Annotated in this window: 17 protein-coding genes and 1 tRNA gene; 17 read left to right on the plus strand and 1 reads right to left on the minus strand. The window is 39.3% G+C overall.

Annotation, left to right across the window (positions count from 1 at the left end):
* Positions 1–162: 162 nt before the first annotated feature.
* Positions 163–1,812 (plus strand): putative manganese-dependent inorganic diphosphatase, encoded by a 1,650-nt coding sequence (locus tag T501_RS00650; RefSeq protein ID WP_044912663.1) that lies wholly within the window; start codon positions 163–165, stop codon positions 1,810–1,812.
* A gap of 230 nt (positions 1,813–2,042) precedes the next feature.
* The gene (locus T501_RS00655) at positions 2,043–3,575 is read left to right on the plus strand and encodes an Ig-like domain-containing protein (RefSeq protein WP_044912665.1); all 1,533 of its coding nucleotides are present in this window, start codon (positions 2,043–2,045) and stop codon (positions 3,573–3,575) included.
* A gap of 77 nt (positions 3,576–3,652) precedes the next feature.
* On the opposite strand, the gene T501_RS00660 is transcribed toward T501_RS00655, so the two are convergent.
* On the minus strand, positions 3,653–3,853 hold the full coding sequence (locus T501_RS00660; protein WP_026509427.1) for a hypothetical protein: 201 nt from the start codon (positions 3,851–3,853) through the stop codon (positions 3,653–3,655).
* Positions 3,854–4,098: 245 nt separating this feature from the next.
* Here T501_RS00660 and T501_RS00665 point away from each other — a divergent pair, with 245 nt between their 5' ends.
* From T501_RS00665 to T501_RS00735, 15 genes are all read left to right on the plus strand, one after another.
* Positions 4,099–4,848 (plus strand): alpha/beta hydrolase family protein, encoded by a 750-nt coding sequence (locus T501_RS00665; RefSeq protein WP_049945655.1) that lies wholly within the window; start codon positions 4,099–4,101, stop codon positions 4,846–4,848.
* A gap of 117 nt (positions 4,849–4,965) precedes the next feature.
* The gene (locus T501_RS00670) at positions 4,966–5,247 is read left to right on the plus strand and encodes a hypothetical protein (RefSeq protein ID WP_044912666.1); all 282 of its coding nucleotides are present in this window, start codon (positions 4,966–4,968) and stop codon (positions 5,245–5,247) included.
* 90 nt (positions 5,248–5,337) lie between these two features.
* Positions 5,338–5,420 (plus strand) — tRNA-Leu (locus tag T501_RS00675).
* Between the two features lie 244 nt (positions 5,421–5,664).
* Complete coding sequence (locus T501_RS00680) at positions 5,665–8,148, plus strand: glycoside hydrolase family 2 protein (protein WP_044912667.1); 2,484 nt, start codon at positions 5,665–5,667, stop codon at positions 8,146–8,148.
* Positions 8,149–9,633, plus strand: coding sequence for a DUF6937 domain-containing protein (locus tag T501_RS00685; protein WP_044912670.1), 1,485 nt, complete (start codon positions 8,149–8,151; stop codon positions 9,631–9,633). It begins immediately after the preceding gene.
* Between the two features lie 34 nt (positions 9,634–9,667).
* A complete protein-coding gene (locus tag T501_RS00690) occupies positions 9,668–11,107 on the plus strand; it encodes a glycoside-pentoside-hexuronide (GPH):cation symporter (protein WP_044912671.1) in 1,440 nt (479 codons plus the stop codon).
* A 234-nt stretch (positions 11,108–11,341) separates the two neighbouring features.
* On the plus strand, positions 11,342–11,668 hold the full coding sequence (locus T501_RS00695; protein ID WP_049945654.1) for a zf-HC2 domain-containing protein: 327 nt from the start codon (positions 11,342–11,344) through the stop codon (positions 11,666–11,668).
* 38 nt (positions 11,669–11,706) lie between these two features.
* Complete coding sequence (gene polA / locus T501_RS00700; RefSeq protein ID WP_044912673.1) at positions 11,707–14,439, plus strand: DNA polymerase I; 2,733 nt, start codon at positions 11,707–11,709, stop codon at positions 14,437–14,439.
* Complete coding sequence (gene coaE, locus T501_RS00705; protein WP_044912675.1) at positions 14,440–15,036, plus strand: dephospho-CoA kinase; 597 nt, start codon at positions 14,440–14,442, stop codon at positions 15,034–15,036.
* Positions 15,036–17,207 (plus strand): cell division protein FtsA, encoded by a 2,172-nt coding sequence (locus T501_RS00710; RefSeq protein WP_242845464.1) that lies wholly within the window; start codon positions 15,036–15,038, stop codon positions 17,205–17,207. The genes coaE and T501_RS00710 overlap by 1 nt, the downstream gene beginning before the upstream one ends.
* Positions 17,208–17,275: 68 nt before the next feature.
* Positions 17,276–18,073, plus strand: coding sequence for an MBL fold metallo-hydrolase (locus tag T501_RS00715; RefSeq protein WP_026509419.1), 798 nt, complete (start codon positions 17,276–17,278; stop codon positions 18,071–18,073).
* 27 nt (positions 18,074–18,100) lie between these two features.
* On the plus strand, positions 18,101–18,373 hold the full coding sequence (locus T501_RS00720) for an ACT domain-containing protein (RefSeq protein ID WP_026509418.1): 273 nt from the start codon (positions 18,101–18,103) through the stop codon (positions 18,371–18,373).
* Positions 18,374–18,420: 47 nt separating this feature from the next.
* Complete coding sequence (locus tag T501_RS00725; RefSeq protein ID WP_026509417.1) at positions 18,421–19,785, plus strand: PFL family protein; 1,365 nt, start codon at positions 18,421–18,423, stop codon at positions 19,783–19,785.
* Positions 19,786–19,808: 23 nt separating this feature from the next.
* The gene (locus T501_RS00730; protein ID WP_242832940.1) at positions 19,809–20,810 is read left to right on the plus strand and encodes a carbohydrate ABC transporter permease; all 1,002 of its coding nucleotides are present in this window, start codon (positions 19,809–19,811) and stop codon (positions 20,808–20,810) included.
* Positions 20,811–21,764, plus strand: coding sequence for a carbohydrate ABC transporter permease (locus T501_RS00735; protein ID WP_081675154.1), 954 nt, complete (start codon positions 20,811–20,813; stop codon positions 21,762–21,764).
* Positions 21,765–21,772: the final 8 nt, after the last annotated feature.

Raw genomic sequence — 21,772 nt, forward strand, 5'->3', positions numbered from 1 at the left:
TGTAAAATATTCCTTACCAGATTCGTGTAAAAAAGGTAAAATAATTCAATAAAATGAGTTACAATAAGAACAGTTATCAACTGTTCTTATTTAGTTAAATAGAGCACTTAGCAAGGTAATGTCGAGCTTAGTGGAGTTTGCTTTCTCACAGAGGAGAGATTTATGGTTAAAAGACCTATATATGTAATCGGACATAAGAATCCTGACACGGATTCAATTTGCGCAGCAATTTGTTATGCAAATCTGAAAAACAAATTGTCTACAGATGAAAAATATGAAGCCAGAAGATGTGGACATCTGAACGAGGAGACGCAGTTTGTTCTCAACAGATTTGGAATTCCTGCTCCTGTTTATACCAAGGATGTCAGAACACAGGTATGTGATATGGAGATCAGAGATCTTTATGCAGATGATGACCATATCTCATTAAAGCGTGCCTGGGAACGAATGAAAAAAGAAAATGTTGTGACTCTTTGTGTTACGGATAAGGGAAAGCTTACGGGGCTTATTACAACCAATGATATAATGCAGACCTGTATGGATGTGCATGATGCCACAATTCTTTCAGAGACGAAGACATACTACGGTAATATCGTGGATACACTTGACGGCGAGATGCTTGTTGGCGATATGTCTGAGCAGATTACCGAGGGTAAAGTTCTTATCGCAACTGCTTCTCCTGAGATTATGGAGGAGATTATCAATCCCGGTGATGTAGTAATCTGCGGAAACAGATATGAGACGCAGCTTGTAGCTATTGAGAACAAGGCAGCCTGCATTGTAGTATGTATCGATTCCAAGGTTACAAATACCATAAAGAAGCTTGCTGAGGAGAGGGGTTGCAGGATAATAACCACACCCTATGATACATTCACTGTTGCAAGGCTTATAAATGAGAGTGCTCCTGTGGGTTCAATCATGAAGAGAGAGCAGCTTATATCCTTCCATATGAATGATTTTATAGAGGATATACAGCAGACTATGGCTCAGGTAAGGCATAGATATTTCCCTGTCCTTGATGAGGATGATAATTATGTTGGAATGATTTCCCGTCGTAATTTGCTGGGTGCCATGAAAAAACGCCTTATTCTGGTTGACCATAATGAAAAGAGTCAGACTGTCGATGGCGCGGATTCAGCAGAAATACTTGAGATAATCGATCATCACAGACTAGGCTCATCAATTGAGACTGCAAATCCTGTATTTTTCAGGAATCAGCCCCTTGGTTCTTCTTGTACCATCATCTATTCTATGTATAAGGAAATGGGTGTAGAGGTTGATGAGACTACTGCCGGACTTATGCTCTCAGCTATAATTTCCGACACGTTGATGTACAGGTCTCCCACATGTACAGAGATAGACAAGAGGGCAGGAGAAGAACTTGCTGCAATAGCTAAAATTGATGTTGAAGAATTTGCAAGAGAGATGTTCCGTGCAGGTTCCAACATGGGTGATAAGACTCCTAAGCAGATAGTTCATCAGGACTTTAAGAAATTTACGGTTGAAGATAAGACTATAGGCATAGGTCAGGTTAATTCCATGAGTGCGGAGGAGCTTGCAGAGATAAAGGAAAAAGTTCTGCCTGAGCTCAGAGATATTATGGAGAGCGATGGACTTGATATGATTTTCTTCATGATGACCAATATCATAGCAGAGTCATCAATCGTAGCATTTGAAGGAAATAAGGCTGAAGGAATTATTGATGCAGGCTTTCATGTTGCGGCAGGCAGCGATAATGTAGCGCTCCTAAAGGGCGTGGTTTCCAGAAAAAAGCAGCTTTTGCCAACAATTGTTGAAGCTTTACAACAATAAAGATTTCCTTAATAAATGTTTAAAGCACTAAAATATGTTATAATACTCTCAGTAACTATATGTCATAGATTCCTGTTTTTCCTTAGAAAAACGGGAATCGTATTGGACCAGGTCCTCGCAAAGTGAGGGGCGTGTCCTGCAAAGCAGGATTCTTGCTGGCGATTTCCGCTTTTGCCCGCAAGAAGTCATAGTTTTTAGTAGAAACTATGATCACTACTGAGGGTTTTCTTATGAGTAAAAAAATTATGAGGGATTTTTTCAGATCTACGGCTATTGTAATCATAGCTGCTCTTTTTATTTGCTTTTCCGGTTCCAGAGTGCTTATTTCCAATGCGGAAAATAATGGATCGTATATGCCTTCTACAGGGGTTATATATCGTATAAATCCTCTATACGCAGGTGTTATCAGTGAGGATGACATAAACCGCGTACCGGAGTCTAAGATAACCCAGAGTTCTGTCCTTGCGGATTCCGGAAGGGCGACAACAGAGGCTCAGATAATTAATGACTTAAGAGATGCGCTTAAAAGAAGAGACCTTAATATACGTATAAACTATGAGTTTGACGGTACAGGGTATGACGGCTCATCTCTTGTTGCAATGCAAAGCAGAGCGTTTGATGCCGCCATGAATCACACCGGAAACGGTAGTGAGGGGGACTATTTAAAATGGGCCTATAGTTCATCAGGTATGCAGGTCGCCTATAGTAAAAAGAACGGTAAAACTATCGGTTCTTTTATCTTTTATATGACTTACTACACTACATCTGAGCAGGAGCAGGCAGTAAGTGCGAAGGTGAATCAGATTGCATCAAGTCTTGGACTTGCCCAGAAAGGCGAGTATGACAAGATTCTGGCAGTGTATAATTATGTATGCCAGAATATCAAATATGATTATGGGAAATCTTTACTTAAATATTCCTGTTATGCGGCAGCTATAAATAATAGTGCTGTATGTCAGGGGTATTCACTTCTGATATACAGGCTTCTTAATGATAATGGAGTGTCCTGCAGACTTGTTGCCGGTAATACAAGTCAGGGTGGTCATGGCTGGAATATTGTCCGCGTTGGAAGTGTTTACTACAATATTGATTCGACCTGGGATGCCGGAAAGCCATCGGAAAAGTATACCTATTTTATGAAGTGTAATAGTGATTTTACCGATCATGCAAGATGGGCGCAGTATGCTGACAGCACTTTTAACTCTCAGTACCCGATGAGCAGCAGCAATTATGAGACAGGAACTGTAGGTTCGTATGTTGCGATAAAGTCTATTACACTTAATAAAAGCAAGATCTCATTAAAAACCGGTGAAATCGATACCCTTGAGGTTAAGGTCAATCCAACCAAAGGAAAATCAAAGATTATATGGAAAAGCAGTAATACCAGTATTGCAAAGGTGAATTCTGATGGTGAAGTTAAGGCTCTGGCTGCTGGAACCTGTGAAATTTCAGCTTCATCACCTGATGGTGAAGTTAAGGACAGCTGCTATATTACCGTTTCCGGGAAAGCAGCTGAAGTTAAGGCATTAAAATTAAATAAAAAGAAACTAAAACTTGAAAAAGGGAAAAAGTATACATTAAAAGTTACCATAGAACCATCAGCTGCAAAGAATACAGAATTGGTGTGGAAGAGCAGCAATGCAAAAGTTGCTAAGATTTCCAAGAAAGGAGTAGTCAAGGCAAAGGGTAAGGGTAAGTGTAAGATTACTGTTATGACAAAAGATGGTAAAAAGAAAGTAACCTGTAAGGTTACCGTGAAATAGAGAACATGATTAGTTGTACGATAAAAATGGACAAATGCCTGTGGCATATGTCCATTTTTTGAAGTGGGAACTAATTATCAGCTGACAAAGAATTTATCTGCAATAGTCTCCATATAAATTTCTCTCTGTTCTGTAGGAACATCATACTCATCCATAGCCTTAGATACTGACCAATGATGATTACCAATAGAACGAAGCATGTGTCTGATCAAAGTGTAATCAACGACATTATCATTCTGAATATTTGTTTCGCATTCCTGCACTAAAGAAGTTGACATATTAACCCCCAATAGCTAAAACTCTACACAATTAAATACATATAGTTGAGACTTTACTTCCGCAACTACTATATATTGTATTACATATTCGGATTAATGCAACAGGTTTCTTTCGAAAAAATGAATATTATTTTTATGTTTTTTTTATCGTTTAGGCATAGCCCAAAACTTGTTAAAAGTATGCTATTTTGATAAAATTGTTATCGGAATAATGTGGTTCTATATTATATGTGAGGCAGATATATATGCAAAGTACATATATTGTGGAGCGAGACGGGTATCACATTTCTGGGGAAATATATTTGCCGGATGATTCAAAGGGAAGATATCCCATTGTCATCATGGCCCATGGCTTTGGGGGAAGCCGAGAGGGAACAAGACCATATGCCGAAATGCTGGTAAAAGAAGGGATTGGCTGCTATATTTTTGATTTTTGCGGAGGCGGTCTCTCTTCTAAAAGTGACGGAAAAATGACTGAAATGTCTGTTGTTACTGAGAGTGAAGATATTGAGGCAGTTATTGAAAATATCAGAAAAGCACCCTTTGCCGACAGGAAAAATATTTTTTTGATGGGTGAAAGCCATGGTGGGGTTGCGTCAACAATTGCAGCGGCGCAGGCCGGTAAAGAAATAAGGGCTATGGTACTTTTGTATCCTGCATATGTTCTTTTTGATGATGCCAAAAGAAAATATCCTCAAAAAGAAATGATAGAGGAAACTTCCATGGTATTTGGACTTCCGGTTGGCAGAAAGTATTATGAGGATGCATTTTCACTTGATATAAATGACTGTATGGAAAAATATAACGGGAATGTGCTTATTCTTCATGGGAATGTGGATCAGGTTGTTCCCATGTCATATAGCATCAATGCCCGTAAAAAATTTCCGGCAGCCAAAATGATACAAATAACTGATGCAGGACATGTTTTTTATGGTAAAGAGGCTGTAAAAGCAGGCAAAGAAATGATATCATTTATACATGAGAATATTGACTGAAAGGTCTTGCAAAGGAAGAAACCGTCGTGACGAATTCATGATCTTTAATAGTTCCGACCGGAAGGCAGGACCTCAGCGTAATCGTGCCAATAAATATTTTACGAGGGGGATATAAGGATGAGCTTTTTCTTCGAAGATAAATTAAAGGATTTTAATACAGAGGAGATCAGAAAGAGTGCTCAGAATATTATAGAGCTCACCGGAACCAAGGCAAAGGATACGGTTAGCTTTATTAAAGATAAAATCGACGAACTCGATGAAGATAAGAAAAAAATGATCATTGTAGGAGTGTCTGTCTTTGCATGCGTACTTATTGTTGCAGGGGTATTCTATCTTTTGGGAAAACGCGCAGGCAGGAGAGAAGCCGGAGATCTTGAATTTGATGAATGGGATAGCTAAACTTTTGCAGAGTAATACTTTTATTTATTTGATGCTTGAATATCCATTTTTGATGTGGTAACATATTTGAGTCGCAAAAATTTGCGATAGGCCGGTGTGTCGGAATGGCAGACGATGCAGACTCAAAATCTGTTGTCCTCACGGGCGTGTGGGTTCAAGTCCCACCACCGGCACGATAATTATGAAGCTGGTAATTAAACGATATGAAATCGTTTGATTATCGGCTTTTTTGTATGTATTTTGAAAATTTTTCTCAATCAACACAAAAAAAATATCGTTATTGTATTTTTGCACAAAATCAGGAAACGAAATTTGAGCAATACGTTTCTTGTTTTGTGGATTGACATAATGTTAATATATAACTATGGAAACGCTGGAATATATTGACGTTTCTTGAATAGCCTAAGGAAATATGAAATGAGAAAAAGAATATACATAAATGATAATTGGAAATTTAAGCCTGAATTTGATGATGAAATGATAAAAGCCGATTATCATGATGAAGAAATGGAAAATGTGCGTATTCCGCACACGGTAAAAGAAACACCGTTTAATTATTTTGACGATAAAACCTACCAGATGGTCAGCGGATATAGAAGAGTGTTTAATGCTGATACTTCATGGAAGGATAAAAGTGTCATTCTTCATTTCGAAGGTGCAGCTCATGAAGCATTCGTGTTTATAAATGGAGATTTTGTGTGTAAGCATTCCTGCGGATATACAGGATTTGCAATTGATATTTCGGATAAGCTGTTATTTGACAGACCAAACATTATTGCTGTTAAGCTTGATAGCAGAGAGAGTCTTAACGTACCGCCTTTTGGGTTTGTTATAGATTATATGACCTATGGCGGAATATATAGGGATGTTTATCTTGAAGTTGCAGAGAAAACTCATATATCTGATGTGTTTGTATATTCCGATGTACCTGAAGTTTTTGATGAAAACATGAATGAAAGTGAAGTGAAACCTGTAGCGATAGGGGCTTTTATTCATGGAGTAATTAAGCTTGAAGGTGATGCGGACGGATACATGGTTACGGAATCCCTTAAGAGAATCGGGGGCGAGCTTCCTGTAGGAGTAACCGATGAGTATAAGGATGAGATTCTCCTTAATTGTGTGAGCGCAAATAACGAGATCCGCCTTTCGTATCATACACTTCCGGTTGTTTTGTGGGATGTGAAGAATCCTGCAATGTATGAGTTTATAGTCAGAATCTGCAAGGATGAAGTGCTGATTGATGAATATGTGGTGCCATTTGGCTTTAGAAGTGCATCCTTTAAGAGTGGTGGATTTTATTTAAACGGAAGAAAACTTAAAATCAGGGGATTAAACAGACATCAGTCCTATCCTTATGTGGGGTATGCAATGCCTGCCTCCATGCAAAAATATGATGCCAGGATAATAAAAGAGGAACTCTGTTTAAATGCTGTAAGAACCTCGCACTATCCCCAGTCACAGGACTTTGTTGATGAGTGTGACAGACTTGGAATACTGGTGTTTATGGAGTTTCCGGGATGGCAGCACATAGGCGATTCGGATTGGAAGAAACAGGCAGTTATCAATGAAAAGGAAATGATCTGTCAGTACAGGAATCACCCCTCTATATTTATCTGGGGGGTTCGTATAAATGAATCAGCAGATGATGATGAGTTTTATACAGAGACTAATGCTGTAGCCCATGAACTTGATCCTTCGAGATCGACAGGAGGAGTCAGAGCTTCTGCGAAGATGAATCTCTTGGAGGATGTTTATACACTGAATGACTTTTCACATAATGGTAAGACACCCGGATGCATAAAGAAAAAGGATGCAACTCCTGATATGGCAAAAGCCTATATGGTCACAGAATATAACGGCCATATGTATCCGACCAAGACCTTTGATGCTGAGGATATACGGGTTGAACATACAATGAGACATATCAGGGTTATGGATGCAATTGCCGGAGAATCCGATATTGCCGGAGGATTTGGCTGGTGTATGTTCGATTATAACACTCACAAAGATTTTGGATCCGGAGACAGAATATGCTATCACGGCGTCATGGATATGTTCAGGAATCCTAAACTTGCCGCAAAAGCCTATGAAATGCAGGGAGATGAAAAAAATGTTCTGGAGCTTTCATCATCCATGGATATTGGAGAACATCCTGAATGTATAAGAGGAGACATATGGCTCTACACAAATGCTGACTCCGTTAAAATGTATAAGAATGATGTTTTTATAAAGGAGTTTTATCCCAAAAATTCACCATTTAAGAACATTGCACATGGACCGATACTTGTGGATGATTTTATTGGAGATCTGCTTGCTGACAATGAGAATTTCTCAAGAGGTTTTTCTGAAAAAGTAAAGCATGCTCTCAACACCGCAGCCAGATACGGAATGAACAAACTAAGCATTGGAGATAAGATAACCGGCGGTAGGATGATGCTGATCCACCATATGTCAGTGAAGGATATAGTCGATCTTTATCAAAAATATATTGGAGACTGGGGCGGTGAGGCCACATCCTTCAAATTCGAGGCTATCAAAAACGGTAAGGTTGTGAAAACGCTTATAAAGGAGACTGTAAACAGGATTTCACTTGAGACTGTTGTGAGTCATGCAGACCTGCTGGAGGGTAAATCCTATGATGTTGCATCGGTAAGAATGAGAGTGGTCGACCAGAACGGCAATGTTCTTCCTTTCTTTGCTGAGCCTGTGAAGCTGAAAACAGAAGGAGCAATTGATGTTATAGGACCAAAGATCGTACCGATAAGGGGCGGCATGGCAGGAACTTATATCAGGTCAAAGAGAAAACAGGGATCTACAGGTAAACTGATCATTAAGCTGGAAGCAGGCGGTGAGAAAATAAGAAAAGAGATTAATTTTAAAATTGAGGAAGAGGTAGTATAAATGTCTGATAAATCCAAGGTAATTTTTGGAAATATTATGCCTGAAGCAGTTTATAAGAAGGCTGTTAAGACAAAAGAAAAGAATATAAAGAAGTTTGGAGATGACTCAAAGGCTAATTATCCTGTGAAAATCAGCGTCAATCCATACATCGGTGAGAGTCTTGGTGTGCAGAATATAGAGGTTCTGCCGGAAGGTGCTCTGACAAACGGAACACTCCCCTTTGACTCTGAAAAGGGACTCATCGTAGGGAATATCCGAATGGGATTTGGACATTACAGAATAAGTATGGCGATAGCTTCATGTGCAAAATATCTTGGCTATACTCCTTACTGGATGGATCTTAATTCATATCCGCACACAACATGTACCAAGGTTATAAGTGCCCAGAATAATCTTTATTCACTTGGATCAAGACTTTCCAAGAACCCCATATTCAACAAGCTTGTATGGGAACCCGTCAATTATGAGGGATTCAGGGCATTGGCATATAATGCTGCAGATCAGAAAAATGCAGAGCTTATGGCACCTGTATATAAAAATGTGCCTAAAAATATACCTGTTGTCGGTACACATGTATGGCCTGCTCAGGCAGCCGTTCATGCCGGAATGAAATATGTGGTTAATGCAATTCCCGACAACTGGCCAATGGCGCTTCATTTTTCAGAAGGTTCAGTTCATACAATCCAGTGTAGAAATGCATATATGGGGTATAGAATACTTAATGGCATGAATAAGAAAACAGTATGTAAGCCGATGCCACAGGATGATCTTGTTTACACAGGTCATTATATTGATCATGAGCTGACATCTAACATTGAAGCTGATTGTGAGGCGAGAATACAGAGAAGGAAGAACAAAAAGCCTATGCGTTTCCTTCTTACGATAGGTGGTGCAGGTGCTCAGAAGGAAATCTTTGCTGCAATAATAAGCTATCTTCTTCCTAAAATTCAGAAAAAGGAAGCAGCTCTTTATGTGAATGTCGGGGATTACAGGCAGGTTTGGGAAGATCTGAAAAAAGAAATCAGGGAAATGGCACCGTACGTTCACGAGCATATGGGAGATTTTAAGGAAACGGAAAGCTTTGCGGCAGATGCACTTAAACCTGAAACAGAAGTTGAAGGTATTCATGGATTTTATCATGAAAACATTTTTGAGGCTGTATATTGCACTAATCTTCTTATGAGGAGTTGTGATATACTTGTCACCAAGCCTAGTGAGCTTGCTTTCTATCCCGTACCAAAGCTTTTCATAAAGCGTGTCGGTAAACATGAAATGTGGGGAGCAATTCATTCTGCTGAAGTTGGTGATGGTACACTGGAGTGCCGTGATATACCGCACACAATACAGATGATCGATCAGTTTTTGGAAACGCCGCTTCTTGATGAAATGTGCGAGAATATCATAAATAATAAAAAGGCAGGCCTCTACGATGGAGGATATAAGGTTGTTGAGCTTGCCATGGGGTTAAAGGAAAAAAGGTCTTAAAGGACTTATTTATTAGTGGAGGAGTGTATTTAAAATGAACGAAAATGGTAAACTTTCAGGAGCCGCTAAGGCTTCCTATGGACTTGGGGCAGTTGGAAAGGATATGGTATATATGCTTTCCGCATCATATATCTTATATTATTTTCAGGATATTCTTGGGGTGAGTGCAGCTGCGATGGGTGTTATTCTCATGGTGGCACGTGTGTTTGATGCATTTAATGATCCGATTATGGGTGCTGTTGTTGCAAAGACCAAGACGAGATTTGGCAAATTCAGACCCTGGCTTTTGATTGGAACCTTAACCAATGCAGTGGTTCTTATCATGATGTTCTCAGCACCGCCTGCATTATCAGGAAGTGGCCTTGTTGCGTATGCTGCAATAACTTATATTCTCTGGGGTGTTACTTATACAATGATGGATATACCTTACTGGTCAATGATCCCTGCTTTTACTGAGGGTGGCAAGGAAAGAGAGGGGCTTACAACTCTTGCAAGATCCTGCGCTGGCGTTGGTTCTGCACTTATTACAATAGTGACAGTTATGGCTGTGTCAGCACTTGGACATATGTTTGGCGGAGAAGGAATTGCTGACAGAGAAATTGAGAGAATAGGTTTTTCTTATTTTACGATCATTGTGGCAGTGTTATTTGTGATTTTTACGGTAATCTGCTGCCTTAATGTAAAAGAAAAATCAACAGCTCACATGGAAACGCCTTCCATAGGTGAAATGTTCAAGGCTCTTATTCAGAATGATCAGGCAATGGCAGTTGTTGTTTCAATAGTCATCGTTAACTGCTCAATTTATATTACATCCAATCTTGTAATTTATTTCTTTAAGTATGATTTTGGTGGAGAAGGATGGAGAGGTGCATATACTCTGTTTTCAACATTTGGTGGTGGAATCCAGATACTTGCCATGATGATTCTTTATCCATTTCTTAGAAGATTCTTTACATCCATTAGAATTTATTTCATCAGCATGGGAATGGCAATTGCGGGTTATATCTCTCTGCTCACACTTGCATCAACATCTATGAGCAGCGTATATGCTTTGTTTGTGCCCGGATTCTTTATCTTTGCTGCAAACGGAATGCTGGCAGTTATTACTACAGTATTCCTTGCAAATACCGTTGATTATGGTGAACTTAAAAACAACAGACGAGACGAGTCAGTAATTTTCTCAATGCAGACCTTTGTAGTAAAGCTTGCATCCGGTGTTTCTGCTTTTATTGCAGCTTTATCACTTCAGGTGCTTGCTCTTAGCAATGACACTGCAGAGACAGCTTCTGCAATTGATTATTCTCTTGGAGTAAGCGTTATGCAGAAAATGGGACTAAGAATGACTATGACAGTTGTTCCGATAATCGGTCTCGTATTTGCAATCTTCTGGTTCAAGCATAAATACATTCTTACAGATGAAAAGATTGAAGAAATCGAAAGACAGATAGAGAACAGGAAGAAGAAAGTCGCATAAAAACTCTGTTTATAGAAAGACTTATCAGGCTCGAAAGAACCTGGCAAAGTGTTTTACTCATAGAAAAAATGTTAAAACCCTGCGGATTATCGCAGGGTTTTATTGACTTTTTCACCTATCTGCAAAGGTGTATTTGAGGTTGTGAGATTAGACATTTTGGTGTATGCTATATATTGTTTAGTAGTATGCTTAGCGATATTCTGTTCATACAAGATATTGGGGTTAGGGAATACTATGGATTGTAAAGAATTTCAGAGGATGATTCCGGACTTCTTAGAGGATGAGCTGGATAACTATTCTCTTGAGGACTTTTTGAATCATATTGAAAAATGCAAAAATTGCAAGGAAGAACTGACAATACAGTTTCTTATAGATGCCGGTATCCAGAGACTTGAAGATGGTAGTACTTTTAATCTTTCAGATGAGCTGCAATTGACGATTGGTGATGCGTGGCAGAGACTTCGCATGAGAAAAAGGCTGCTTAAAACAGCATATTTTCTGCAGGTTATTGTTTTTGCCGAACTGATTGCTGCATTTGCATTGTCAGTGGCTTTAAAATAATGCGATTATATTATTATATTTAGTTGGGGACATATTTAATGGGGAAAAAATTATTACTTATAGACGGACACAGTATATTAAACAGAGCGTTTTACGGACTCCCTGATCTTACTAACTCAGAGGGTCTGCATACAGGTGCTGTCTATGGATTTCTGAATATTCTATTCAGACTCATTGACGAGGAACAGCCTGATTATCTGACTGTTGCTTTTGATGTACATGAGCCGACTTTCAGACACAAAATATATGCTGAATACAAGGGCACCAGAAAGCCCATGCCAGCTGAACTCAGAGAGCAGGTGCCTCTTATGAAGGAGGTACTGGACAGTATGAAGGTATGCCGCATGGAAAAGGCAGGACTTGAAGCTGACGATATTCTTGGAACTATTGCCAAGAGAGGCGAGAAAGAGGGCATGGAAGTAAGGCTGGTTTCCGGAGACAGAGATCTTCTCCAGATTGCTTCTGAGCACATATGCGTAAGAATACCCAAGACTAAGGCAGGGAAAACCGAAATAGAGAATTATTTTGCAAAAGATGTGGAAGAACTCTATAAGGTTAATCCTGTTCAGTTTATTGAACTTAAGGCTCTCATGGGGGATTCTTCCGATAACATACCGGGAGTTCCGAAGGTTGGTGAGAAGACAGCCATAGAACTTATGACAACCTATGGCTCTATCGAAAATATTTATAATAACCTTGATAATATAAGCAAGAAATCAATCCGTGAGTCTCTTGCTGCAAACAGGGATCTGTGTGATCTTAGTAAGGTTCTTGCTACAATCAATGTAAATGCTGAATTTGACTATACATTTGAAGATGCCGGGATCGATGATATTTTTAACAGAGATGCCTATGAGATGTTTAAGAGGCTCAATTTCAGGAATCTGCTTTCCAAATTTGAAGGTAATGTGACAAAAACAGAGACAAATCTTGAGCTTAAAGATATTGCTTCCATGGACGAAGCTGAGAAGATTTTTGAAGAAGCTCATGAGTATGCCGCTGATAATAATGACAGATTTATCGGAGTTGGTATTATTTCCGATAATCTCAAGGCAGGCTCTAAAGCTTCAACAAAGCTTGGGCAGTTATCACTTTTTGAAGAGGATAACAAACGTGAATCACAGATAGGTATCGCACTTTGCTTTGATGATGGCAAATGCTGGTATTTTGAGACAGGTGATACTTTTAAAGAAGAGTATATAACCGGGAAACTGGAGAAGCTCTCTGTAGACTGCAGACTGACTTTTTTTGATATTAAGAGTGCCTATAGATATTTTAAGCCATTCGAGGTTGACAATTATGAAACAAAAAAGTGTGCATCCTTTGATACACTTATAGGCGCGTACCTTATCAATCCTCTTAAAAATGACTATCTGCCGGAAGACATAGCAACAGAATATTTACAGATGACAATCAGATCCAGGGAACAGATTTTTGGTAAAAACGACCCCTGGGAATCATCTGCTGACCTTAGAAAAGAGTATGCAGGATACCTTGCATTTGTGAATTTCAAAGCAGCACCTGTCATCGAAAAAAGATTGTCAGATACAGGAATGACAGATCTTATGAATGATATAGAGATGCCTCTTAGCTATATCCTGTATGATATGGAAAAAGAGGGAATCCTTGTTAAACGCGATGAGCTTAAGCTTTATGGTGAAAGACTCACCGGAAGAATTGATGAACTTGAAAAAGGTATACATGAACAGGCAGGTATTGATTTTAATATCAATTCACCAAAACAGCTTGGAGAGGTTCTTTTTGAAAAGCTCGGCTTAAAGGGCGGCAAAAAGACAAAGACCGGATATTCTACAGCAGCGGATGTACTCGAAAAGCTTGCTCCTGAAAATCCGATAATAAAGGACATACTTGAATACAGAGGACTTACCAAGCTAAAGAGCACATATGCTGACGGGCTTGCTGCATTTATAGGTGATGATGAGAGAATCCATACAAGCTTTAATCAGACTATAACTGCAACAGGAAGAATCAGCTCCACAGAACCCAATCTTCAGAATATACCTATGAGGACTGAGCTTGGCAGAGCTATAAGAAAGGTATTTGTACCAAAGGAAGGCTATATTTTCTCTGATGCTGACTATTCTCAGATAGAGCTTAGGATACTTGCCCATATGTCAGGAGACAAGGGACTTATTGATGCTTATCATGAGGGCAGGGATATACACAGAATTACCGCCTCTAAAGTATTTGGAATTCCTTTTGACGATGTGACGGATATTCAGAGGAGAAACGCTAAAGCTGTTAATTTTGGTATTGTATATGGCATAAGCGCTTTTGGATTGAGTGAAGACTTGAATATATCCAGAGCAGATGCCAAAAAGTATATGGAGGATTACCTTGCTACATATCCGGGAGTGAAGGAATATCAGGACAGGGCAATTGAAGATGCAAAGGAAAACGGATATGCTGTCACTTTGTATAATCGCAGACGTCCGATGCCTGAGCTTAAGTCAGGTAATTTTATGCAGAGACAGTTTGGAGAGAGGGTTGCGATGAATGCACCTATCCAGGGTACTGCTGCAGATATAATTAAGATTGCAATGATCAGAGTCTATAGAAGAATCAAAAAGGAAGAACTGAAATCCAGAATGATACTTCAGATTCATGACGAGCTCCTTATTGAAACTGCTATAGAAGAAGAGGCTAAGATCAAAAAGATACTTGAGGAAGAGATGACAAGTGCAGCCAGCCTCCTTGTTCCGCTGGAGGCAGAGTGTCACACTGGTACAGATTGGTTTGAGGCTAAATAAGTGGTAAAGATTATTGGGGTTACCGGTGGTGTTGGTGCCGGCAAGAGTACGGTTTTAAATTACATAGAAAAGTGTTGCAAGTGCAGGATCATATTTTCCGATCAGGTGGCCAATGATATTAAATTAAAGGGGCAGCCCTGTTATGAGCCTATAGTTGAGCTGTTATCGACGGATATTCTTTCTGATAACGGTGAGATAGATAAAAAGAAAATGGCTGCCAAAATATTTTCTGATAAAAAATTGCTTAAGAAGGTAAATGATATCATTCATCCTGCAGTTAACAGATTTATTTTTGATGAGATTGAGAATGAAAAGAAAAGAGATGAGCTGGATTATCTTTTCATTGAAGCTGCGCTGCTAATCGAGAATGGCTACGATAAAATAGTTGATGAATTATGGTATATATATGCCTCTGAGGATGTCCGAAGGAAAAGACTTAAGGAATCCAGAGGATATTCTGATGAGAAAATCGATGATATTTTTAAAGGTCAGCTGAGCGACGGGGAATTTAGAAAATATGCTGACTTTGTAATAGATAATAGCCAAAATGAAGATAGCATGAAACGTCAAATTGATTTAAAGCTGGGGGTAAATTAATGGCGACTATGGCAGAACAATCAGAAAAAAATGTAGTTTTCGGTCTTGATATCGGAACGAGAAGTGTTGTGGGTACAGTTGGATACATGGAGGATGACATTTTTAATGTTATGGCTCAGTGTGTGGCCAAGCATGAAACAAGAGCCATGCTTGATGGTCAGATCCATGATATCGGAAAAGTCGGCGCTACGATAAGGAAAGTAAAAGAAAATCTTGAGGAGCAGACACAGATACATCTTACAGATGTTTGTATCGCTGCCGCAGGTCGTGTCCTTAGAACAGTAAAGACTAATTTTGAAGAGGAATTCACTGACAACAGAGAGATGACTGAGGAAGAGATCTACAACCTGGAGTCCAAGGCTGTTGAAAAGGCTTATCAGGAATTTCTGACACAGAACCAGTCTGATATGAAATTTTATCTGGTTGGTTATTCTGTTATGCACTATTATCTTGATGATTATCAGATTGCCAATCTGGAGGGACATAATGCGGGAAGAGTTGCTCTTGATCTCATAGCTACATTCCTTCCGGATGATTGTGTGGACGGATTGTATAAAGCATGTGAGAGAGCAGATCTTAAGGTTGCAAATATGACACTGGAGCCTATTGCTGCTATGATGGTTGCAATACCTCCTCAGTTCAGAATGCTCAATCTGGCACTTGTGGATGTAGGTGCAGGAACCTCTGATATTTGCATAACAGATGATGGTACAATCACATCCTATGGTATGCTGCCTATTGCCGGTGACTCTATTACAGAGATAATAGCCCAGCACTGTCTTGTTGATTTTAATACTGCAGATCAGATTAAAATCGATGCCAGTCACATGGATCAGGTTAAATACGTTGATATTATGGGGCTTGAGAAGACAATTTCCGCAAAAGAAATTTCAAAGATGATAAAGCCTCTTGTTGAGAAAATGTCCAAGATGGTTACTCAACAGATTAAACAGCTAAACGGAAATAAGCCTGTAAGTGCTGTATTTGTAGTTGGTGGAGGCGGTTGTGTTCCCGGATATACAAAAGCACTTGCCAAGGAAATGAAAATACCGGAGGAGCGTGTCGCTTTAAGAGGGGAAGAGGTAATGAAGAGTATCCGCTTCCTTTCAGAGGATACCTCAATCGAGCGTGATTCACTGATGGTTACACCTCTTGGTATTTGTGTAAGCTTCTATGAACAGTCCAACAATTTTGTTTTTGTATCCTTTAATGGTCAACAGACCAAGATTTATGATAATGGTAAACTTGCCATTGTGGATGCAGCCATGCAGGCTGATTTTCCTAATGAGGATCTGTTCCCCAAGAGAGGCGAGGAACTCAGATTCACAGTAAACGGACAGGAGAGAATGGTAAGAGGTGAACCGGGTGAGGCTGCCGTTATTACACTTAATGGCTCACCTGCTGATATACATACCAAGATCCATGCCAACGATATCATTGAAGTTACCAGCTCAACTGTAGGTAAGCAGGGAAGCAGTGAGATCAATGACATACCTGAATTCAAGACTACTTTCAATATTACCGTAGACGGCAAGAGTATTGACGTGCCGAGAATGGCAGAAGTCAATGGTCAGAAACAGACAGGCCTGTATGATATCAAGACCGGAGATGATATAAAGATACTTGATTATGAGACAGCGGCACAGATTGCTCAGCTTCTTGATATCGATATCGATGAGGATACTGTAATAACGGTTAATAATGAAGTTGCAAATGGCGATACACCGGTTTATGAAAACTTTAAGGTTGAATTTAAGAGCGGTGCAGATGCTATAATGGAATACTATGCAAACTTTCCTAATGCCGATGAAGTTGCAATAGAACAGGAAAATGAAGAGTCTGCTTATGAAGCAGATGCTGATATTGATCTTGAAGAAAATGAAGATGGAAGCATGAGCTTTTCAGGAGGCACAACAACTGTTGCACCTTCTTTAAGGCATGCAAGCCCCACCAGAAGGGTGATTACACGAGATCTTCATGTAACAGTTAACAATGAGCCTATTGTGCTTCATGGAAAATCGGATTATATTTTTGTAGATATATTTGATGTAATTGACTTTGATCTTAGTAAACCTAACGGAAGATCAATAGTTACTACGCTAAATGGCGGTACTCCTGATTACATGCAGGCAATCCATGAAGGCGATAGAATAGAGGTTTATTGGAAATAATAAACTTTTTTCCGAATAGACACATTTTTTTCACAGTTTATATTTAGTATTGAAATGGAGATTTAATAATGAGACTTGCGAGCCTCTCAAGTGGTAGTAGTGGGAACAGTATTTATGTGGGTTCTGACACTACACACATTCTTGTAGATGCGGGATGCAGTAGAAAAAGGATTGTAGAAGGTTTATCGAAGCTGGATCTTTCCCTTGATGATATTGATGCCATTTTTGTCACACATGAGCATTCAGATCATATTGCGAGCCTGCATACTATATTGAAGAAGTATGATATACCTGTTTTTGCCACAAAAGGAACAATACAGGGAATTCGTATAAGCGATAAAAAAGGCGAGATGGTTTCATCAGAGTTTCACGAGATTCGTGCTGATGAAAGATTGACGGTTAAAGATCTTACGATCAATCCAATTACAATTATGCATGATGCATTGGAACCGGTAGCTTACAGGATATCATGCGGAGACAAAAAGGTCGGAATTGCGACTGACCTTGGCTGCTATAACGATTATACTGTTGACAATTTAAGGAATATGGATGCAATACTTATTGAAGCCAATCATGATGTCAGGATGCTTCAGACAGGTCCATATCCTTATATGCTCAAAAAAAGAATACTTGGGGATAAAGGACATTTGTCCAATGAAAAAAGTGGGGAGCTTCTTTGCAGGATCCTGCATGATAATCTTAAAGGAATTCTTCTTGGACACCTGAGTAAAGAAAACAATCTGCCCGAACTTGCCTATGAGACAGTAAGGGTTGAAATAGAAATGGGTGAAAATCCTTATCACGGCAATGATTTTCCTATTATTGTAGCTGAGAGGAATACACTTTCCCCTGTAATTGAAGTGTAAGAAAAGTAATAGATGAGGAGTATGAGTATGAATAAAATTATAATCACAGTTGTTGGTAAGGATACTGTAGGAATTATTGCAAAGGTATGTTCTTATCTTGCAGATAACAGTATCAATATTCTTGATATTTCCCAGACAATCGTTTCAGGTTATTTCAATATGATGATGATTGTTGATATGTCTAAAAGCTCTGCGGACTTTATGAATGTATCGGACTCTCTTGAAAAGCTTGGTGAAGAAATTGGCGTAGTGATCAAATGTCAGAGAGAAGAGATATTTGATTCAATGCACAGAATCTGATTAAATAGTTAAATTATCACTGAGATGAATTGAGAAAGGGAGCATTAATGATCAACATAAATGAAGTTTCTGAAACAAATGAGATGATTGAAAAGGAGAACCTTGATGTCAGAACCATCACAATGGGTATCAGCCTTTTTGATTGTATCAGCTCAGACCTGGATACTCTTAACAAAAATATTTATGAGAAAATATATAATTCCGCAAAGAATCTTGTCCAGACAGGTGAGGATATAGCTAAAGAGTTTGGAATTCCGATTGTTAATAAGAGAATTTCTGTTACTCCGATTGCACTTATCGGAAGTGCAGCTTGTAAAACCTCAGATGATTTTGTTACCATAGCCAAGACTCTTGATAAGGTTGCGAAAGATGTTGGAATCAATTTCCTTGGCGGCTACAGTGCTCTTGTAAGTAAGGGAATGACTGAAGCAGACAGACTTCTTATTGAATCCATACCGAAAGCTCTCTCAGAAACAGACGTTGTCTGCTCATCTGTTAATGTAGGTTCTACCAAGACCGGAATCAACATGGATGCGGTGAGACTTCTTGGCGATGTTATAGTTGAGACTGCCAAGGCTACTAAGGATAACGACAGCGCAGGATGTACCAAGCTTGTAGTGTTCTGTAATGCACCGGATGATAATCCTTTTATGGCAGGAGCATTCCACGGAGTAACTGAGGCAGACAGAATAATCAATGTCGGAGTAAGTGGCCCCGGAGTTGTTAAGACTGCACTGGAGAAGGTTCGCGGAGAGAATTTTGAAGTTCTCTGTGAAACCATTAAGAAGACTGCGTTTAAGGTTACAAGAGTCGGACAGCTTGTTGCGAAAGAGGCTTCTGACAGATTAGGTGTTCCATTCGGCATTGTAGATCTTTCCTTAGCACCTACACCTGCTATTGGTGACAGTGTTGCTGATATTTTACATGAGATTGGCGTTGAGCATGCCGGAGCACCCGGCACAACAGCTGCGCTTGCTCTTTTGAATGATCAGGTTAAAAAGGGTGGAGCGATGGCATCATCTTATGTAGGCGGACTTTCAGGTGCTTTTATTCCTGTAAGTGAAGATCAGGGAATGATAAATGCCGTTAATGCAGGAGCACTTACTCTTGAAAAGCTTGAGGCCATGACCTGTGTATGTTCAGTTGGACTTGATATGATCGCTATTCCCGGTGATACAAAGAGTACAACCATAGCTGGTATAATTGCCGATGAGATGGCTATTGGCATGATAAATCAGAAGACCACAGCTGTAAGACTTATTCCCGTAATTGGGAAAAAGGAAGGCGATACCGTGGACTTTGGCGGTCTTCTTGGATTTGGACCGATCATGAGTGTCAACAAATTTTCATGTGATGAGTTTGTAAACAGGGGCGGAAGAATACCTGCACCTATACACAGCTTCAAAAACTAAAAGACGGAAACAATAGACTATTTATGGAAAAGCTTAAGAAGATTTCCGGGAACATCTCGGAAATGACGGAAAAACTAAATAGAGCATTACGAAGAAATGCTGCAGGACAGACTGTGGGCGGACCATCCAAACCGCATAATCTGAAATTCAATAAAAATTCTAAAAAGAACCTGAGAGAAACATTGGTTTCATGGGGCTTTCTTTTACCAAGCTTAATGGGAGTAATGACATTCTTTGTCCTTCCGTTCTGTGTTGTGGTGTTCTATGCACTTGTTAATAATCCGATTCAGAAGGAATTTGTTGGATTATTTAATTTTGAAAGAGTATTTACGAATAACGCTTTCAGGCAGGCTGCATATAATACCTTTAAATTTTCAATTATCGCGGTTCCACTGGCGGTGGTGTTATCACTGTTTCTGGCAGTAGTTATGGAATCAGGGATACCATTTAAGAGTCAGTTCAGAAGCTTTTTTTTAAGTCCGATGATGGTGCCGATCGCTTCCATAGTACTGATCTGGCAGGTTCTATTCCACTTTAACGGAATTGTCAATGTTGTCGGCATGTATTTTGGAGGCCCCAAGATAGACTGGCTCAAGTCTGATAAAGCTCAGATAGTTATCGTTGTTCTGTTTTTATGGAAAAACCTTGGATATAATATGATTCTGTTTATGGCAGCGCTTTCAAGTGTTCCCAAGGATCTTATTGAAGTGGCAAGGCTTGAAAGTGCCACAGATGGACAGATTTTCTGGAATATAAAAATGAGATATTTGTCATCAACGATTCTTTTTGTAACAATAATGTCTCTTATAAATTCGTTTAAGGTATTTAGAGAGATATATCTTATGACCGGAGATTATCCGTACAAGACGCTGTACATGATGCAGCACTTTATGAATAATACATTTGCATCAGTTGATTACCAGAAGCTTTCTGCGTCCGCGATTCTCATGGCTCTTGTAATTGTTGTATTGATGCTGATTATGTTTATTACAGAAAACCGGTATGGAAAGGATATAGAAGGTTAAATGGCGGGGATTAAATTGCCTACCGGGGAAGCTGCATTTTATGAAAAAGCAATTCGGAAGGCAAGACGAAAAAGAAAAATATACAAGTACGGGATTATTGTCGGAACCGTAATATGTGCAATATTTGCAGTGTTGTTTCTGCTTCCGACCATCCTTACAATAACGAACTCATTTATGAGTTCTTCTGAAATTAATGCTAACTATGGAGCGGTATTTAAAACCACGGATACCGGAGGAAAGGTTTTCATCTCCAAAACAGTAAACCTTAAATTCATTCCGGATATAGTTACTTTCAATCAGTACTATACCGTATTGTTCAAATCACCGGAATATCTGGTTAAATTCTGGAACAGTGTGATATATGTTGGTCCAATCCTGGTTGTTCAGCTAATAGTTGCCATGCTGGCATCCTATGGCTTTGCAAGATATAAGGGAAGAGTGAGAGAGATAATCTTTTTCCTGTACATAATAATGATGCTGATGCCTTATCAGGTTACTTTGGTTCCTAACTACCTTGTTTCATCGTGGCTGGGAATACTTGATACCAGATGGGCTATATGGCTTCCTGGATTCTTTTCTCCATTTGCGGTATTTTTGCTTACAAAATTTATCAGAAGAATTCCGGCTGAGGTAATGGAGGCTGCATCAATAGATGGTGCCAGCGAATGGCAGATTTTTTCTCATATATGTGTTCCACTTTGCAAAAGCGGACTTATATCCATAGCCATTCTGGTTTTCATTGACTATTGGAATATGGTTGAGCAACCGCTGATTTTGCTAAGCAATGATGAACTTCATCCGCTCTCGGTATTTTTGTCAAAGATAAACGCAGGCGAGATAAGCCTGGCGTTTGCGGTAGCAGTTATTTATCTTGTGCCGCCGCTTTTGATTTTCCTGTATGGAGAAGAGTACCTGATTGAAGGTATTTCATACCAGGGTGGTTTAAAGGGATAAATTTAGTT

It is taken from the genome of Butyrivibrio sp. WCE2006 (genome assembly GCF_000701985.1).
GTDB lineage: Bacteria > Bacillota > Clostridia > Lachnospirales > Lachnospiraceae > Butyrivibrio.

Excerpts from the sequence above, each read along its gene's own strand:
- T501_RS00720 (WP_026509418.1), top strand. The coding sequence starts at position 18,101 with ATGAATAAAATTATAATCACAGTTGTTGGTAAGGATACTGTAGGAATT.
- T501_RS00715 (WP_026509419.1), top strand. The coding sequence starts at position 17,276 with ATGAGACTTGCGAGCCTCTCAAGTGGTAGTAGTGGGAACAGTATTTAT.
- T501_RS00685 (WP_044912670.1), top strand. The coding sequence starts at position 8,149 with ATGTCTGATAAATCCAAGGTAATTTTTGGAAATATTATGCCTGAAGCA.
- T501_RS00680 (WP_044912667.1), top strand. The coding sequence starts at position 5,665 with ATGAGAAAAAGAATATACATAAATGATAATTGGAAATTTAAGCCTGAA.
- T501_RS00695 (WP_049945654.1), top strand. The coding sequence starts at position 11,342 with ATGGATTGTAAAGAATTTCAGAGGATGATTCCGGACTTCTTAGAGGAT.
- T501_RS00650 (WP_044912663.1), top strand. The coding sequence starts at position 163 with ATGGTTAAAAGACCTATATATGTAATCGGACATAAGAATCCTGACACG.
- T501_RS00735 (WP_081675154.1), top strand. The coding sequence starts at position 20,811 with ATGGCGGGGATTAAATTGCCTACCGGGGAAGCTGCATTTTATGAAAAA.
- T501_RS00725 (WP_026509417.1), top strand. The coding sequence starts at position 18,421 with ATGATCAACATAAATGAAGTTTCTGAAACAAATGAGATGATTGAAAAG.
- T501_RS00710 (WP_242845464.1), top strand. The coding sequence starts at position 15,036 with ATGGCGACTATGGCAGAACAATCAGAAAAAAATGTAGTTTTCGGTCTT.
- T501_RS00670 (WP_044912666.1), top strand. The coding sequence starts at position 4,966 with ATGAGCTTTTTCTTCGAAGATAAATTAAAGGATTTTAATACAGAGGAG.
- T501_RS00690 (WP_044912671.1), top strand. The coding sequence starts at position 9,668 with ATGAACGAAAATGGTAAACTTTCAGGAGCCGCTAAGGCTTCCTATGGA.
- T501_RS00655 (WP_044912665.1), top strand. The coding sequence starts at position 2,043 with ATGAGTAAAAAAATTATGAGGGATTTTTTCAGATCTACGGCTATTGTA.
- T501_RS00730 (WP_242832940.1), top strand. The coding sequence starts at position 19,809 with ATGGAAAAGCTTAAGAAGATTTCCGGGAACATCTCGGAAATGACGGAA.
- T501_RS00665 (WP_049945655.1), top strand. The coding sequence starts at position 4,099 with ATGCAAAGTACATATATTGTGGAGCGAGACGGGTATCACATTTCTGGG.
- T501_RS00660 (WP_026509427.1), bottom strand. The coding sequence starts at position 3,853 with ATGTCAACTTCTTTAGTGCAGGAATGCGAAACAAATATTCAGAATGAT.
- polA (WP_044912673.1), top strand. The coding sequence starts at position 11,707 with ATGGGGAAAAAATTATTACTTATAGACGGACACAGTATATTAAACAGA.